The 14,905-nt window shown below is 61.6% G+C and carries 14 protein-coding genes; 5 read left to right on the forward strand and 9 right to left on the reverse strand.

Translation table 11 applies throughout. The annotated features are described in order from the left end of the window. Positions 1 to 69: 69 nt before the first annotated feature. Complete coding sequence (locus G7048_RS07255) at positions 70 to 387, reverse strand: DUF2917 domain-containing protein (RefSeq protein WP_166067484.1); 318 nt, start codon at positions 385 to 387, stop codon at positions 70 to 72. A 128-nt stretch (positions 388 to 515) separates the two neighbouring features. Between G7048_RS07255 and G7048_RS07260 the strand changes: the two genes are divergently transcribed. Next, the gene (locus tag G7048_RS07260) at positions 516 to 1,568 is read left to right on the forward strand and encodes a LysR substrate-binding domain-containing protein (RefSeq protein ID WP_166067485.1); all 1,053 of its coding nucleotides are present in this window, start codon (positions 516 to 518) and stop codon (positions 1,566 to 1,568) included. A gap of 214 nt (positions 1,569 to 1,782) precedes the next feature. Further along, complete coding sequence (locus G7048_RS07265; RefSeq protein ID WP_166067486.1) at positions 1,783 to 2,223, forward strand: bacteriohemerythrin; 441 nt, start codon at positions 1,783 to 1,785, stop codon at positions 2,221 to 2,223. A gap of 35 nt (positions 2,224 to 2,258) precedes the next feature. Here G7048_RS07265 and tyrS read toward each other — a convergent pair whose 3' ends face one another. Next, positions 2,259 to 3,491 (reverse strand): tyrosine--tRNA ligase, encoded by a 1,233-nt coding sequence (tyrS, locus tag G7048_RS07270; RefSeq protein WP_166067487.1) that lies wholly within the window; start codon positions 3,489 to 3,491, stop codon positions 2,259 to 2,261. Positions 3,492 to 3,694: 203 nt separating this feature from the next. Between tyrS and G7048_RS07275 the strand changes: the two genes are divergently transcribed. Next, positions 3,695 to 5,056, forward strand: a complete 1,362-nt coding sequence (locus tag G7048_RS07275; RefSeq protein ID WP_166067488.1) for a M23 family metallopeptidase — start codon at positions 3,695 to 3,697, stop codon at positions 5,054 to 5,056. 40 nt (positions 5,057 to 5,096) lie between these two features. After that, positions 5,097 to 6,239, forward strand: a complete 1,143-nt coding sequence (locus G7048_RS07280) for an anhydro-N-acetylmuramic acid kinase (RefSeq protein WP_166067489.1) — start codon at positions 5,097 to 5,099, stop codon at positions 6,237 to 6,239. Positions 6,240 to 6,335: 96 nt separating this feature from the next. Here the strand turns inward: G7048_RS07280 and erpA are convergent, their stop codons facing one another. From erpA to G7048_RS07300, 4 genes are all read right to left on the reverse strand, one after another. After that, positions 6,336 to 6,704 (reverse strand): iron-sulfur cluster insertion protein ErpA, encoded by a 369-nt coding sequence (gene erpA / locus G7048_RS07285; RefSeq protein ID WP_166067490.1) that lies wholly within the window; start codon positions 6,702 to 6,704, stop codon positions 6,336 to 6,338. Between the two features lie 406 nt (positions 6,705 to 7,110). Then, entirely contained in the window at positions 7,111 to 7,503 is a 393-nt protein-coding gene (gene rpsI, locus G7048_RS07290) for a 30S ribosomal protein S9 (protein WP_166067491.1), read from the reverse strand. Between the two features lie 10 nt (positions 7,504 to 7,513). Next, the gene (rplM, locus tag G7048_RS07295; protein WP_166067492.1) at positions 7,514 to 7,945 is read right to left on the reverse strand and encodes a 50S ribosomal protein L13; all 432 of its coding nucleotides are present in this window, start codon (positions 7,943 to 7,945) and stop codon (positions 7,514 to 7,516) included. Between the two features lie 237 nt (positions 7,946 to 8,182). Next, the gene (locus G7048_RS07300; RefSeq protein WP_166067493.1) at positions 8,183 to 10,285 is read right to left on the reverse strand and encodes a serine/threonine-protein kinase; all 2,103 of its coding nucleotides are present in this window, start codon (positions 10,283 to 10,285) and stop codon (positions 8,183 to 8,185) included. A 255-nt stretch (positions 10,286 to 10,540) separates the two neighbouring features. On the opposite strand from G7048_RS07300, the gene G7048_RS07305 reads away from it, so the two are divergent. Then, positions 10,541 to 11,425, forward strand: coding sequence for a 23S rRNA (adenine(2030)-N(6))-methyltransferase RlmJ (locus tag G7048_RS07305; protein ID WP_166067494.1), 885 nt, complete (start codon positions 10,541 to 10,543; stop codon positions 11,423 to 11,425). A 34-nt stretch (positions 11,426 to 11,459) separates the two neighbouring features. Here G7048_RS07305 and G7048_RS28765 read toward each other — a convergent pair whose 3' ends face one another. The 3 genes from G7048_RS28765 to G7048_RS07320 form a co-directional block, all read right to left on the reverse strand. Continuing rightward, complete coding sequence (locus G7048_RS28765) at positions 11,460 to 12,458, reverse strand: septal ring lytic transglycosylase RlpA family protein (protein WP_166067495.1); 999 nt, start codon at positions 12,456 to 12,458, stop codon at positions 11,460 to 11,462. Between the two features lie 416 nt (positions 12,459 to 12,874). Beyond that, the gene (gene metF / locus G7048_RS07315; RefSeq protein ID WP_166067496.1) at positions 12,875 to 13,723 is read right to left on the reverse strand and encodes a methylenetetrahydrofolate reductase [NAD(P)H]; all 849 of its coding nucleotides are present in this window, start codon (positions 13,721 to 13,723) and stop codon (positions 12,875 to 12,877) included. After that, positions 13,720 to 14,718, reverse strand: coding sequence for a TlyA family RNA methyltransferase (locus G7048_RS07320; RefSeq protein ID WP_166067498.1), 999 nt, complete (start codon positions 14,716 to 14,718; stop codon positions 13,720 to 13,722). Before G7048_RS07320 ends, metF begins: the two co-directional genes overlap by 4 nt. Positions 14,719 to 14,905: the final 187 nt, after the last annotated feature.

The following is a 14,905-nucleotide window of genomic DNA, read 5'->3' on the forward strand; positions in this document are numbered from 1 at the left end:
GATCAGGTCACTCGGACCTCGATCCCCTGAAGGATGAAAAGCAAAAGCCTGATTATCCGGCTTCTCTGCTCATGCCTTGCGGCGCTCCCATTGATAGCGCACGGCCTGCTGCGCGGCGGGCTCCAGAACCACATGCTGACCGGGCGCGACATCCAGCGTCTGACCGGCACCCAGAAACAGGTCCTCAGCCTGCGCGCTGCCCGACGTCTGGGTGATCCAGGCATTGCCGCTGCTCGCCAGAAGCGAAAGCCGCATGGCCTCGCGGCTGTGCAGGCTTACCGCATTACCCACCCGCAGCGTGTTCATCTGGAAGAAGCCCACGCGTTCGGTGGAATGAGATGGTTGATGTGAAGATTGTTGCGAATCGAGAACATGGGTCGCGGTCATGGCGGACTCCTTTTGTGGGCTGCAAGTCATTGGATGTGCTGAGTATTTGACTCGCGGGCGTTTCCATCGTCCAATGAAATGGAACCCTCTGATAGATGCGCAAACCGCATCAATCTCATCCCGACAAAATGAAGCCGACCAAGCCGACCAAGCCCACCTCGCCCGCCGCCTCCGCGCAGCCCTCGCTGCCACCCACGCCACCGCCGATTGCGCATCTGCGCACGCGCCCCGTGTCGGTGGGCAACTGGCGTGCGTTTCTGGCCGTGGCACGGCATCTCAATTTCCGCGCGGCGGCCGACGAAATGGCACTCACGCAATCGGCTGTGAGCCGCCAGATTCAGGCGCTCGAAGAAGAAGTGGGTGTGCCCCTGTTCCTGCGCCACACGCGCGCGGTGGAACTGACCACGGCGGGCGGCCAGTTGTTCCAGACGCTGACGCCCGCACTCGAACGGCTCGACGCCGCCGTGCGCATGGTGCGCCAGACAGCGGGCCGCAAGAATGTGGCGATCACCACCTGGGCGAGCTTTGCGTCGATGTGGCTGATTCCACGGCTCGAAGACTTTCAGCGCAACTATCCCGACATCGACATCCGCATCGACGCCAGCGACAACGTGGTCGATCTGGACACCTCGGATGTGGATCTCGCCCTGCGCTCTGCTGTTTCTGGTTCGCAGCCCTTCGGTGCCAAGCGTCTTTTCGGCGAACAGCTGTGCGTGGTCGCCAGTCCGTGGCTGCTCAAAAGCATGCAGCCGATCAAGACGCCGGGCGACGTAGCGCATTTCACTCTGATCGAAGCGGGCGATGCGCACCGCCTGTCGTACTTCGAGTGGATCACCTGGCGACGCTGGTTCGAGGTCTATGGCGTCTCGCGCCTGCAGCCCGCGCGCTGGCTGTATTTCAACTACGCGCAGCAGATCGTGCAGTCCACGCTGGCGGGGCAAGGCCTGTCGCTGGCGCGCATGCCGCTGGTCGCCGACGCGCTCGCCACGGGCGATCTGGTCGAGGTGCTGCCAGGCCACCGGCTCGATTCACCGCTGGCCTACTGGCTCATCATTGGCCCGCGAAGTGCCCAGCGCCCGGAGGTACAGGCGTTCTGCGCATGGCTGCAGTTGCAGGCCCAGACCACGCGCGAAGCCATTGGCGAGGTGCCGGACACCGACATGCGGGACGATCTCCCTTGAGACTCTTGAAGGCCATCCGCCGCTGCGGCATTCAAGCGACTTGATGCAGCGCAACCCTCATTTCAGCCAGCTTGAGGCATATCAACATATGCATTTGCGATACATCAAAAGCCAATCAAACTTGGCTGGAGATAACCGTAACACCTATACACGTTTTTAACAATTTACTGGCATCCTGACCCTCTTTGTTGGAACCCACAGCCGGAGGATGCTGATGACTTTGATGCCCTGGAGCGCGGAGCTGGAACTTGGAATTGTCGAGATTGATACGCAGCACCGCGTTCTGGTCGATCTGGCAAACGCAATGCATGACGAAATCCGCGATGTGGGCCCACTCAGCCCCGTCATCGGGCAGATTCTGGAATCGCTGGTGGATTACACGCACAACCACTTCATCATGGAAGAGGTGCTGTTCCGCAAATATGCCTACTCGCACGAGGAAGCGCACGAGGCCGAGCACGGCGTGTTCACCGGGCGCATCATGGACTTGCTCACCCGCTTCGAGGACGGCGAGACCGTCGGCCAGGAGGCGCTGGAGTTGCTCAAGGACTGGCTGATCCACCACATCTGCGTGGTGGACCGCGCCTATCTGCCCTTCATGAAAGCCGCGCTCGAAAAAGAATCCGAGGCGAATCTGGTGCCCTTCCCGACCTGATCAGACAGACCGGGAGGGACGAGCGAGCCTCGCGCTCAGGCGAGCGTGATGCGGGCGAACTTGCGCTTGCCGACCTGCAGCACGAAAGTGCCGGCTTCGACCTTCAGGCCCTTGTCGCTGATCACCGTGCCGTCGATGCGCACGCCGCCGCCGTCGATCAGGCGGTTGGCTTCGCTGCCCGAAGGCGCCAGGTTGGCTTGTTTGAGCAAGGCACCGATGCCCATCGGCGCGCCCGAGAGCTGCACCTCGGGAATGTCGTCCGGAATACCGCCCTTGCTGCGGTTGATGAAGTCCTGCTCCGCCGCCTCGGCCGCCGCAGCGCTGTGAAAGCGCGCGGTGATTTCCTTGGCCAGCAGCACCTTGGCATCCTTGGGATTGCGGCCGCCTTCGATTTCGAGCTTGAGCGCGGCGATTTCCGGCAGGCTCATGAACGACAGCAGCGTGTACCAGTCCCACATCAGCGTGTCCGAGATCGACAGCACCTTGGCGAACATGGTGTTGGCGTCCTCGGTGATGCCGATGTAGTTGTTCTTGGACTTGGACATCTTGTTCTCGCCGTCCAGACCCACCAGCAAAGGCATGGTGAGCACACACTGCGATTCCTGACCATATTCAGCCTGCAGGTGGCGGCCCATCAGCAGATTGAATTTCTGGTCGGTGCCGCCGAGTTCCAGATCCGATTTCAAAGCCACCGAGTCATAGCCCTGCAGCAGCGGGTAGAGGAATTCGTGCAAGCTGATCGAGCTGCCATCGGTGAAGCGCTGATGGAAGTCGTTGCGCTCCATCATGCGGGCCACCGTGTACTTGGCCGACAGCTGGATCATGCCGCGCGCGCCCAGTTGGTCGCACCATTCGCTGTTGTAGCGCAGCTCGGTCTTGGCGGGATCCAGCACCTTATAGGCCTGATCGCGGTAGGTCTCGGCGTTGATCTTGATCTGCTCGGCCGTCAGCGGAGGACGGGTCGTATTGCGGCCCGATGGATCGCCGATCAAGGTCGTGAAGTCGCCGATCAGAAAGATCACCGTGTGACCCAGGTCCTGCAACTGGCGCATCTTGTTGAGCACGACCGTGTGACCGATGTGGATGTCGGGCGCTGTCGGGTCCAGGCCGAGCTTGATGCGCAGGGGTTTGCCGGTGGCTTCCGAGCGCGCCAATTTCTGGATCCAGTCCTCTTTGGGCAGGAGTTCGTCGACGCCGCGCAGAGTGATTTCAAGCGCCTGTCTGACACTGTCGGTGACCGGGTATGTTGTAACAGCTGAATGATTCATAAGGGTTTTTATGGGTGTCTGGTCAGACATGGTCGTTATACTTCTGCACTTCGATGCGGTGAAGGATTTTAGTAGGCTCGTCATATGAACGTCGCCCACATCCTTGTAACTGCGCACCAGAATACTGCGATATCCGCCCTCATTCCCCTGACATTCAGCTGGTTTGCCCCGGATATGCGCCCAAAAGCTCAGGGGTACGACTTTTGAAGCATGGTTTAACTACCGCGTATACGGCATTGGCCGAGCGCCTTGTCCTGATAGCCCAGAATCATCCGAAGCGCATTGCGGCAGCCGTGGCTGCCGTTCTTCTGACCGGTGGTGGCGGTGCCTTCGCCGTGGCCAATCTGGGCCCGGATGCGTCCGATCTGCCGATTCGCACGATCACTCACGCCGCCACTTCGCTGGCCGAAGACCAGCCGCTGTCCGCACTGGTGGACATTCCCAGCTACTCGCTCTATAGATCCGACACCACCCGCAGCAGCGACAGTGCCGAGAGCCTGCTGCAGCGCATGGGCGTGGCCGATCCGGCCGCAGCCGCTTTCCTGCGCACCAACGAACTGGTCCGCCAGAACCTGCTGGGCCGTGCCGGTCGCTCGGTCACGACCGAAACCACCGACGATCATCGCCTGACGCTGTTGACCGCACGCTGGGCACCCGACGAGAGCGGCAATTTCAAGCGCCTCGTGGTCAAGAACACCGGCGACGGCAAGTTCTCCGCCAACATCGAAACCGCCCCGCTGACCGTGGGCAGCCGCTTTGCGGGCGGCGTGATCCGCAATTCACTGTTCGCGGCGACCGATGCCTCCAACATCCCCGACTCGGTGGCCGTGCAACTGGCCGACGTGTTCGCCAACAACATCGATTTCCACCGCTCCCTGCGCAAGGATGACCGTTTCTCGGTCGTCTACGAAACGCTGGAAGCCGACGGCGAGCCCCTGCGCGCCGGTCGCGTGCTGAGCGCCGAGTTCCACAACAACGGCAAGACCTTCGACGCCGTCTGGTTCCAGGAACCCGGTCGCAAGGCGGCGTACTACACGCTCAATGGCGACAGCATGCAGCGCGCGTTCCTGACCTCGCCCGTCGAGTTCACCCGCATCAGCAGCGCATTCTCCATGCGCATGCACCCGATTCTCAAGACCTGGCGCGCCCACAATGGCACCGACCTGGCCGCCCCCACCGGCACCACCGTGCGCACGGTGGGTGACGGCGTGGTGACCTTTGCCGGCGTTCAGAATGGCTACGGCAACGTCATCTACATCAAGCACTCGGGCGAGCAGGAAACGGTCTATGCCCACCTGAGTTCGGTCGACGTCAAGCAAGGGCAATCGGTCGAGCAAGGCCAGAAGATCGGCGCTGTCGGCTCCACCGGCTGGGCCACTGGCCCGCACCTGCACTATGAACTGCGCGTGAACGGCGAGCAGCGCGACCCCATGGCCGCAGCCCTGGCAAGCGACGCATCACGCCCGATCTCCAAGACATCGCGCCCTGCGTTCGACCGTCTGGCTGAAAACATGCGCATCCAGCTGTCCTCAGCAGCGCTGCAGACCACGGCCCGCGCCGACTGAATCTGATTGATCCTCACACTGTCGCTGCGCAAGGACGCCCATGACGACTGACCGCAACGACAGCCCGATCGGCAGTGGCCTGTACATCGGCCTGATGTCAGGCACCTCGCTGGACGGCGTGGACGGCGTTCTGGTGGCTTTTGCCGACGACGGCAAGCCTCGGCTCAAGCAGCACGCCTCCAGCCCGTTTGCGAACGATCTGCGCGCCGAGCTGCTGGCGCTGAACACCTCGGGCGACAACGAACTCCACCGCGCGGCGCTCGCAGCCAATGGACTGGTCCGCACCTACGCCCAAGTCGTTCGCGATCTGCTCAAGCAAGCGGGACTGAAATCCTCAGACATCGCCGCCATTGGCGCACATGGCCAGACCGTGCGGCATCGCCCGCAGGAATTCGACCGCAACGGCTACACCCTGCAGCTCAACAACCCGGCTTTGCTCGCGGAACTCAGCGGCTGCACGGTGGTCGCCGATTTCCGCTCGCGCGATGTGGCGGCGGGCGGTCAGGGCGCGCCTCTGGTGCCCGCTTTCCACGTCGGCGTATTCGGTCGCCCGAACGAGACCGTGGCCGTGCTCAATCTGGGCGGCATCGCCAACCTGAGCGTGCTGCGTGCCGATGGATCGGTGCTCGGCTTCGACTGCGGCCCGGCCAACGCGCTCATGGACTACTGGTGCCACGAACACACCGGCAAGTGGTACGACGCCAATGGCACCTGGGCCGCCCAGGGCAAGGTCGTGGGCCCGCTGCTGGCCGCGTTGCTCCAGGAACCCTATTTCTCGCAGACACCGCCCAAAAGCACCGGGCGCGACCTGTTCAACCCCGATTGGCTGCACCAAGCCCTTGCCAAGCATTCTGACGTGGATGCCCAGGATGTGCAGGCCACGCTCGCCGAACTGACCGCCATCTCGTGCGCCGACGATCTCAAACGCCTTGCCCCCGAAGCCAAGGAGCTGATCGTCTGCGGCGGTGGCGCGCTCAACCAGCACCTCATGAAGCGCTTGGAGGCCCATCTGCCGGGCGTGCTGGTGCAATCGTCCACTGTGCACGGCATCGACCCACAACAGGTCGAAGCCGCCGCCTTCGCCTGGCTGGCGCGTCAATGCCTGCTCGGTCTTCCTGGCAATCTGGCCTCGGTCACAGGCGCACGCGGCCCGCGCATTCTGGGCGCGATCTACCCTGCCTGAAGACGACTCAGACGACTGCGCCAGAAAACACAAAGCCGCCCGAAAAGGCGGCTTTTGCATTGTGGGGCATCAAGCCCGTCAGGCCCGCTCCGGAAATTACACCGAGAAACTGGAACCGCAACCGCAAGTCGTCGTGGCATTCGGATTCTTGATCACGAACTGCGCTCCTTGCAGGTCTTCCTTGTAGTCGATTTCAGCGCCCAGCAGGTACTGGTAGCTCATCGCATCGATCAGCAGCGACACGCCATTCTTGGTCATGGTGGTGTCGTCTTCGTTGGTGATTTCGTCGAAGGTGAAGCCGTACTGAAAACCCGAGCAGCCGCCGCCCTGCACGAACACGCGAAGCTTCAGATCAGGATTGCCCTCTTCCGCGATCAGGTCGGCCACCTTGGCAGCGGCGCTGTCGGTGAAGACGATAGGTGCGGGCATTTCGGTCGTGGTGATGGTTTCTGCTACTGCGCTCATGGAATCAGACCCCTTGTTGGAGATATATAGTTGCCTATGCTACTGCAATGGGCGAGTAAATGCATCGGATATCGCCGTTGACGCCAGAGCCGATGTGGGCATTCAGGATCCAGAAAGGATGCTTCCGCCAGCCGGAGCAGGCCCAAGAAGCGCAGCGGGCCGCAGAGTTGGAAGCCACAACGCCAAGACAGCCCCTCAGGCTAGGCGTGAAGCCGCAGATCAGTACTCGCGTACGGCAAGGCTTCCACAACGACGCATGAGGGGCTGTATTGGCTCCTCAAAACGAGTCACCCATCGATGCCGAACAGGCTTCGTAGAACAAAACCGAGCAGACAACAAAAAACCGCCCGAAGGCGGTTCTTTGTGTAGCAGTTGCCAGAACAAGTCCCAGCAAACAACAAGCAAATTAACGCTTGGAGAACTGCTTGGCGCGGCGTGCGGAGTGCAGACCGACCTTCTTACGCTCAACTTCACGCGCATCGCGAGTGACAAAGCCGGCTTGGCTCAGCACTGGCTTCAGCGACGCGTCATAGTCGATCAGAGCGCGGGTGATGCCGTGGCGGGTGGCACCGGCTTGGCCGGATTCACCGCCGCCGTGCACGTTCACCTGGATGTCGAAAGTTTCGACATTGTCGGTGAGCACCAGCGGCTGCTTGGCGATCATGATGGAGGTCTGACGGCCGAAGAACTGTTGAATGTCTTTGCCATTCACAGTGATCTTGCCGGAACCCTTCTTCAGAAACACGCGGGCGACGCTGGACTTGCGACGGCCTGTGCCATTGTTCCATTCACCAATCATTCATAGCTCCTTAGATGGCCAGCACTTTGGGCTGCTGTGCGGTGTGTGGGTGCTCGTCGCCGCCATACACCTTGAGCTTCTTGATCATGGCGTAGCCCAGAGGACCCTTGGGCAGCATGCCCTTGACGGCCTTCTCGAGTGCGCGGCCAGGATGCTTGGCTTGCAGGTCACGGAAGTTGGTGGCAGTGATGCCGCCTGGATAGCCCGAATGACGGTAGTAGACCTTGTCCAGAGACTTGGTACCAGTAACCTTGAGCTTGGATGCGTTGATGATGACGATGTAGTCACCAGTGTCAACGTGAGGCGTGTAAATGGCCTTGTGCTTGCCGCGCAGACGGAGGGCAACTTCGCTGGCTACCCGTCCGAGCACCTTATCGGTGGCGTCAATCACAAACCACTCGTGCACAACCTCAGCGGGCTTTGCGCTGAAAGTAGTAGTCATGAGTTTCTCTATTCAAAAAGAGGAGGTTTGGCGGTCCTTTTCCACGGTCGGTGCAACTCTGATGGAAGCCTCTTAGGTGGTCTCGCCCTGAAGTTCGCACTCCAGAACCCTTTGCCGCGGGACCAATAAATCGCTGCAAAGCCAAGCATTATACAAATTTGGCGCGACCCAGTGCAAGCACCTGTCGCGAGCCCCCGAAAAACAACGGTGGGCCAGCCGAATGGGCCGCCGTTATTGCTATTGGGTATACATCTGGCGCTGGCGACGCTCTTCTTCGCGCTTGCGCTTGCTCTCGACGCAGACCGGATGGCTTTCCATGCCCGCTTGCTGGCACTGGTTGTGCACGCACATGGGCTTGGCGAGGAAGCCAGCGCCCGAGCAGGCATCTTCCGGGTTCACCCGCTTGGACGGCGCGGCCTGCGAGGCCGGAGCCGCCACCGGAACAGGGGCCGGAGCGGGCTGCGGCGCAGGCGTGGGCTCGTGAGACACAGTCTCCACGGGCTTGCGCACAGGAGCGACCTTGGGCTTTTGCTCCTTGGCCACGGCAACGACAGGTGTCGTCGCTGAAGCAGAAGCAGCTGCCGCAGCAGCAGCAGCACTCTCGCTCGCTGCAACGGCGGCGGCGGCCAACAAAGCCGCCTCGCTGGCCGCATTCTTTGCAGGATCGGCCAACTCGGTGATGATTTCCTCGTCCGGCGTGGGCGTCACGACGGGTGTCTGCGCTACGACAGGCGGTTGTGCAGGAGCGGACTGGGTCGCCAGATACCAGGCGGCCGCACCGCCGACCAGCACCAACAGCGCAGCAGACAGCACCAGCGTCTTGCGCGCACTGCCCGGTCGCCCACCTGCAGAGGGACGCTTGGACGAGGAGCGGCTCTTGCCGGGCGAAGGAGCACTTTTCCCGGGCGAGCCCGAACGGCTCGCGCCGGAGGAGGATGCGCTTGATGACTGTGCGCTGGCCATGGCGACTGCGGTCAGCTCGGCCACCTTGCCCTTGGGATCGATGGCCTTGGTCTTCTCGAAGGAGTCATGAGGCTCCATCACCGAATCCTGAAAATCGTCCATCGCACGGACCACCGTGTCCTGGAACTCCGTCTCGGGCGCTTCTTCCGGCTGGCGACGGCGTTCGGATGAGCGCGATTTTTCCGATTTTTCGGGCTTTTCGGGTTTTTCAGCCGGAGCCGCACCCTTGTTGTCCGATCCCGGCACATGCAGCACGGTGACCAGATGGTCGGTATTGCGACGCGCTGGCTCTTTGGCCGCATCCACGGATTCGCCAGAGCCAGCCTCGGAGTCGGTCAGGCCCATCAGAATCGATGCGTCGTTGCGCGCCTGCGCCTTCGGGTCGATCCAGTTCTCGCCCAGATCGGCACGGAAATCGAACTTGTCCAGATGGGCTGGCGCACTCGTCAGCCCCATCTGCTCCAGAAAGGCATCCACCGTCCAATGACGGTCGCGCGGCTGCAGCGAAAGCGCCTTGCTGATCGCATCAACGAACGGACCCGAGTACTCGACGCCGAACTGCTTGCGCACCGTGCGCGCCACGCGGGGAAACGGCACCATGCGGTCGCGGATCGAGCGCAGTGTGGACGGCAGGGGCACGTCGTTGCAGATCACGCCGTAGATCACGGCGGCCAGCGAGTAGATGTCGCTCCACGGGCCGGGCTTGAGTTCGCTGTCCGCGTCGGCATATTGCTCGATCGGCGCGTAGTTCACCTTGAGCACGGCAGTGTGCTTGTGGTCGCGGTCTTCGATGGCAAAGCGTGCAGCGCCCAGGTCCAGCAGCACCGGCGGGCCTTTTTCCTGCAGAAAGATGTTGTCCGGCGAAATGTCGCGGTGCAGCGTCTTGCCGTTGTGCAGCACGCGCAGCGCATTGCAGACCGACCAGATCACCTTGCGCAGCCACTCCTCGGTCGGCGGCGTGCGCATGTGGGTGCGCGCTTGTTTGAGCGTCATGCCCGCGTAGAGCGGCATCACCATGTAGGCGGTCTGGTTCGCCTCCCAGAAGCGGAACACCTTCACGAGCGAGGGATGGTCGAACTGCGCGAGCAGCCGTGCCTCGTCCACGAAGGAGGCCAGACCGGCCTGAAAAGACGGTTCATCCGACGAGGAGCGCACCCAGAGCGTGCGTCCGTTGGCCCGCGCTGCGAGCGAGGTCGGCATGTATTCCTTGATCGCCACGAATCGCAGCAGCGAGTGGTCGAACGCCTGATACACCATCCCGAAGCCGCCCACACCGAGCAGCCCCACAATCTCGAACTCCCCGAGGCGCGCGCCCACGGGCAACGCGTCGACATGGTCAACGGTGCTGGGGATGCGGGAGCCTGGAATTTCGGACATGGACAATCAGGAGATGCGACGCACTGTCAAGAATATTCAAGTATCAGAGGTTAAAGCATGTTAGCCGGGCGAATGGCCTCCATGCAGACATGAACGGCGCATTTTCATACGAGACGGAGAAATCCGCACCCGAATGACAACCATGTTTTCATGCTGAAAACCACACATTTTGCAACGAACTTGCCCATCCGCCTATTTCAACGGTTTTTCATGACACAAAGCTTGCTTTGCACCTCTGGGACGTAAACTCCGGCGATGTTCAGTTATCGACACGCCTTTCACGCAGGAAATCACGCCGATGTGCTCAAGCACACCGTGCTGATCAGCATCCTGCAATATCTCACGCAAAAAGAGACGGCTCTGACCGTGCTCGACACGCACGCCGGAGCCGGACTGTATCGACTGGACAGCGAATTCTCCGAAACCAGCGGCGAGGCCGTCGATGGCGTGCAGCGCCTGTTCGACGCAAAGGATCTGGTGCCTGCGCTGCAGGCCTATGTCGATCTGATCCAGTCGTTCAATTCGGGCAAGTCCCACAAGGTCTACCCCGGCTCGCCATTCATCGAGCAGCAAGTCATGCAGGGCCGTGATCGCGACCGCATCAAGCTGTTCGAGCTGCACCCGACCGACACCCGCACGCTCAAGGCCAACGTGGCCCAGCTCGAAGCGGGTCGCCAGATTGCCGTGCTGCAGGAAGATGGCTTCGAAGGCATCAAGAAATTCCTGCCACCGCCAGCCAAACGCGCGCTGGTGCTGTGCGACCCGAGCTACGAACTCAAGACCGATTACAGCCGCGTGCTCGACATGGTGGACGATGCGCTCAAGCGTTTCCCGACCGGCGTCTACGCCGTGTGGTATCCCATCATCCCGCGCCCCGAAGCGCATGATCTGCCGCGTCGCCTCAAGACCATGGCCGTCAAGGCGGGCAAGTCGTGGCTGCACGCCACACTCACCGTCAAGTCCAGCAAGGTCAGCGGCGTGGCCATGGGCGAAAAGCGCCCCGGACTACCCGCCAGCGGCATGTTCGTGATCAACCCGCCGTTCACGCTCAAGGCCGAAATGCAGAAGGCCTTGCCGCAGATGGCCGAGCTGCTCGCTCAGGACCGCAACGCAACGCACTCGCTCGAATCGGGCGGTTGATCAGAAAAGAAAAAGTGTCGGCAGCAGGCTGCGCTCAGCGCTTGCGTGCGGTCTTCGTCGAAGTCTTGACCACCGGGTTCGCCACGGACTTGCGCGCTGCGGTGTGTTTCGTGCGCGCAGATGACTTGTTGCTCGAAGCGCGCGCGTTCACCGCAGCCGATGCAGCCACAGCCGCAATCGGCACATTGGAGGCGACGCGCTTTCCAGAACTGCCACGCCGCTCATCAGCGGTCAGCAGTTCATCCGGGCAGGAGTCGCTGCTCTTGTGCAGCTTCCACAACTCCACCTGCTTGATGCCCAGCCCTTGAATGCCCAGTTCGCGGGCAGCGCCCTGACTCAGGTCGATCACACGCCCCGGTGCAAACGGCCCACGGTCGTTGACGCGCACCATCACCGTCTTGCCAGTGGAAATATTGCGCACACACAGCTTGGAGCCGAACGGCAACGTGCGGTGCGCAGCCGTCATTTCCTCGCGATCAAAGCGCTCGCCGTTGGCCGTGAGACGACCGTGGAACTGCCCGCCGTACCAGGAGGCCAGGCCCTTGTCGATCAGCACGCCGGGCACGGAGGCGTCCACATCATCGACGTCGCCATCATCGTCGTCATCGCGCGACTTGCTTGCGCGGCGATCCGCTGGCGGGCGCAAGCCAGCGCCGTAGGCGGTCACGCCTTCGCCGCTCTCGGGCTCACCGGGATAAGGAGTCACGCTGCCCTTGTTGACTTCGACGGCGGCAGGCGGTGCGCTGCCCCAGCTTCGGTCACGCCAGTTCTGACGCAGCGATACCGATGCAGGCGGCACCTCCACCGACTTCACGGGCTCCACGGGCGCGGCGATGGGCACATGCACGGTGGCATCCGTCGTGGAGTTCGCGACCGACTCCGTGGAGCCATCGGCCGTGGGCTGCACCGCGCAACCTGCGAGCAAGACGCCCAGCAGAACGCTGCCGCCCGCCTTGATGAGGCGACGGGTGAAAACGGGTGCGGTTGTTGCCGCGATTCGCAGCGGGAGATATTTCCAGTCGGCGCTGTTCATTCACATCGCCCGGGGAAAATGGATTGGAATGGATTGGGTTCAGCGGGCGTCCTTACCCGCAAGCATACGATGAGTCTTTGCGCTTGGTCTAACTTTACATACATCCCTGAATCGAGCCCTCTGAGACGCCCGAAGTTCCCCCCGTTGACTTTTCCCCTCTGAAAAGCAAACGATCTGCACCGATTTTTATGACGATTCGGTTACGGCTTGAGGCGGCTCTTGCCACTCACTTGCAGGGCTTGCAAGGAGTGAAAAACGAAAGGAATTGTCACTCAAGTGGACTTCCACGCCGATGCCTTCGGCGTGGAATTTGCGTCAAAGCATCACAAGGCGACATCGAACCAGTCGGCGATGCGAACGCTCGCCATGAATCGGGATGCGATGTGCGGCGCGTCAGGGACTTGTGCAGTGCCGCCTCAAATGCCGATGCGCTTGCAGATTGCGAGTGTCGCAGCGCTCTGGTTCATCGTGTAGAAATGGATGCTGGGCACGCCGCCCTTGATCAACTGCTCGCACAGATTCGCAATCACATCGAGACCGAACGCGCGGATGCTGTCCATGTCGTCGCCGTAGCCTTGCAGGCGCAGACGAATCCAACGCGGAATCTCGGCACCGCAAGCGTCCGAAAAACGCATGAGCTGCGAAGCACCCGTGATCGGCATGATGCCCGGCACGACCGGCACATCGACGCCGAGCTTGCGCGTGTCGTCCACAAAACGGAAATACGCATCGGCGTTGAAGAAATACTGCGTGATGGCCGAGTTCGCACCGGCCTTCACCTTGGTCACATAGGCCTTCAAGTCAGCGTCGGCAGAACGTGCCTGCGGATGCACTTCGGGGTAGGCCGCCACTTCGATGTGGAAGTAGTCGCCGGTCTCTTCACGGATGAAGGACACCAGATCGCTCGCGTAGTGAAACTCGCCGCCGATGCCATAGCCGCTTGGCAGATCGCCGCGCAAGGCAACCAAACGGCGCACGCCCATGGTCTTGAGCAAAGCGAGCTGCTCGCGCACGCTGTCACGCGTTGCGCCGATGCACGAGAAATGCGACGCCGCATCCACGCCCTCGGCCAGAATCTCGCGCACCGCGTTGAACGTGCCTTCCTGCGTGGAGCCGCCAGCGCCGTAGGTCACCGAGCAGAATTCGGGCTTGCGCTCATAGAGCTGCGCACGCACGCCGCGCAGCTTCTGCGCGCCTTCGGGAGTCTTGGGGGGAAAGAATTCAAAGCTGACCGGCAGCTTGCTCTGTGCTTGTTCCTGACTCATTTCCCTCTCCTTGCCAAAACAAAAAATTCGCGGTTGCCGTCGCCACCTTCGATGGCGCTGTCCATCCATTGCTCGACCTTGAGCCCCACGGATTTGCAGCATTCGCGGATGCGCTGTTCGACCTCGGCATACAACGCCGGATCACGCACGATGCCGCCCTTGCCCACCTGGCCGGGTTGCAGTTCAAACTGCGGCTTGACCAGCATGAGCATCTGGCCCTTCTGCTTGAGCAGCGGCACCAGCGCGGGAAGAATCAGCGTGAGCGAGATGAACGACACATCGCCCGTGATGAAGTCGAACTCGGGCGTGATGTCGACGTTCTCCGAACCTTCGCGGCGCTTGCGCTGCACGGGCATCGAGCCATCCACCTTCGCCTTGGCCTTGGCGGCGCGCTCGGCCTTGAACTCTTCGACGTCCTGCTCCTTGGCGTCGTCGCTGTCGTCGTATTCGTCATCGACCACACCACCATTGCGCATCCATGCGTAGGGCGCGGTCGGCTGCGTGTCGTTGTCTTCTTCTTCGACCACGACTTCGCTGAGCGCTTCTTCGCAAGCATCGCGCAGCGAATCCGCCGTCATCGAACGCGCGTTCAGACCTTCGACGCACACCACGCGCGCGTCGCTACGCAGGCGTTCATGCAACTGCGCATGACCCACATCCACGCCGATGACCTGCGCCGCACCTTGCTGCAGCAAACAATCGGTGAAACCGCCGGTGCTCTGACCCACATCGAGACAACGCAGACCCGCCACCTTCAAGCCCGTGGCAGTCAACGCGCCCTCGAGCTTCAAGCCGCCACGCGAGATGTACTTGGCCTCCGCCGCATCGAGCAACTGCACCTCGGCCATCTCGGGAATGTCGTCACCATTCTTGGCAACCTTGTTCCACGGCAGGCCCGGAGCCAAACGCCACTCCACGCCCGCAGTGATCAACCGCTGAGCTTGCGAACGGGTGGTGGCGTGGCCCTTCTCGACCAAAAAAACATCTGCGCGCATGGCGCCTCCAAAACCAAAAAACTGCAATGCAATTTGTCTTCTGCGCTCAACGAGCGCAGCAACGATCACGGAAGAGTTCAGTGCATCCTGAACTTCAACCACAACCGACAAGACAGCCCTTCAGGCCAGGCGTCTCACGCGCAGACAGTACTCTCGTACGGCAAGCGTGAGCAACAACGCATGAAGG

It is taken from the genome of Diaphorobacter sp. HDW4B (assembly GCF_011305535.1).
Lineage (GTDB): Bacteria > Pseudomonadota > Gammaproteobacteria > Burkholderiales > Burkholderiaceae_C > Diaphorobacter_A.

What these genes read in the sequence shown, in the direction of transcription:
- metF (WP_166067496.1), bottom strand. Translation starts at nt 13,723, where the DNA reads ATGAGTCAGGAACAAGCACAGAGCAAGCTGCCGGTCAGCTTTGAATTC.
- G7048_RS28765 (WP_166067495.1), bottom strand. Translation starts at nt 12,458, where the DNA reads ATGAACAGCGCCGACTGGAAATATCTCCCGCTGCGAATCGCGGCAACA.
- tyrS (WP_166067487.1), bottom strand. Translation starts at nt 3,491, where the DNA reads ATGAATCATTCAGCTGTTACAACATACCCGGTCACCGACAGTGTCAGA.
- rplM (WP_166067492.1), bottom strand. Translation starts at nt 7,945, where the DNA reads ATGACTACTACTTTCAGCGCAAAGCCCGCTGAGGTTGTGCACGAGTGG.
- G7048_RS07260 (WP_166067485.1), top strand. Translation starts at nt 516, where the DNA reads ATGAAGCCGACCAAGCCGACCAAGCCCACCTCGCCCGCCGCCTCCGCG.
- G7048_RS07300 (WP_166067493.1), bottom strand. Translation starts at nt 10,285, where the DNA reads ATGTCCGAAATTCCAGGCTCCCGCATCCCCAGCACCGTTGACCATGTC.
- G7048_RS07255 (WP_166067484.1), bottom strand. Translation starts at nt 387, where the DNA reads ATGACCGCGACCCATGTTCTCGATTCGCAACAATCTTCACATCAACCA.
- rpsI (WP_166067491.1), bottom strand. Translation starts at nt 7,503, where the DNA reads ATGATTGGTGAATGGAACAATGGCACAGGCCGTCGCAAGTCCAGCGTC.
- G7048_RS07280 (WP_166067489.1), top strand. Translation starts at nt 5,097, where the DNA reads ATGACGACTGACCGCAACGACAGCCCGATCGGCAGTGGCCTGTACATC.
- erpA (WP_166067490.1), bottom strand. Translation starts at nt 6,704, where the DNA reads ATGAGCGCAGTAGCAGAAACCATCACCACGACCGAAATGCCCGCACCT.
- G7048_RS07265 (WP_166067486.1), top strand. Translation starts at nt 1,783, where the DNA reads ATGACTTTGATGCCCTGGAGCGCGGAGCTGGAACTTGGAATTGTCGAG.
- G7048_RS07305 (WP_166067494.1), top strand. Translation starts at nt 10,541, where the DNA reads ATGTTCAGTTATCGACACGCCTTTCACGCAGGAAATCACGCCGATGTG.
- G7048_RS07320 (WP_166067498.1), bottom strand. Translation starts at nt 14,718, where the DNA reads ATGCGCGCAGATGTTTTTTTGGTCGAGAAGGGCCACGCCACCACCCGT.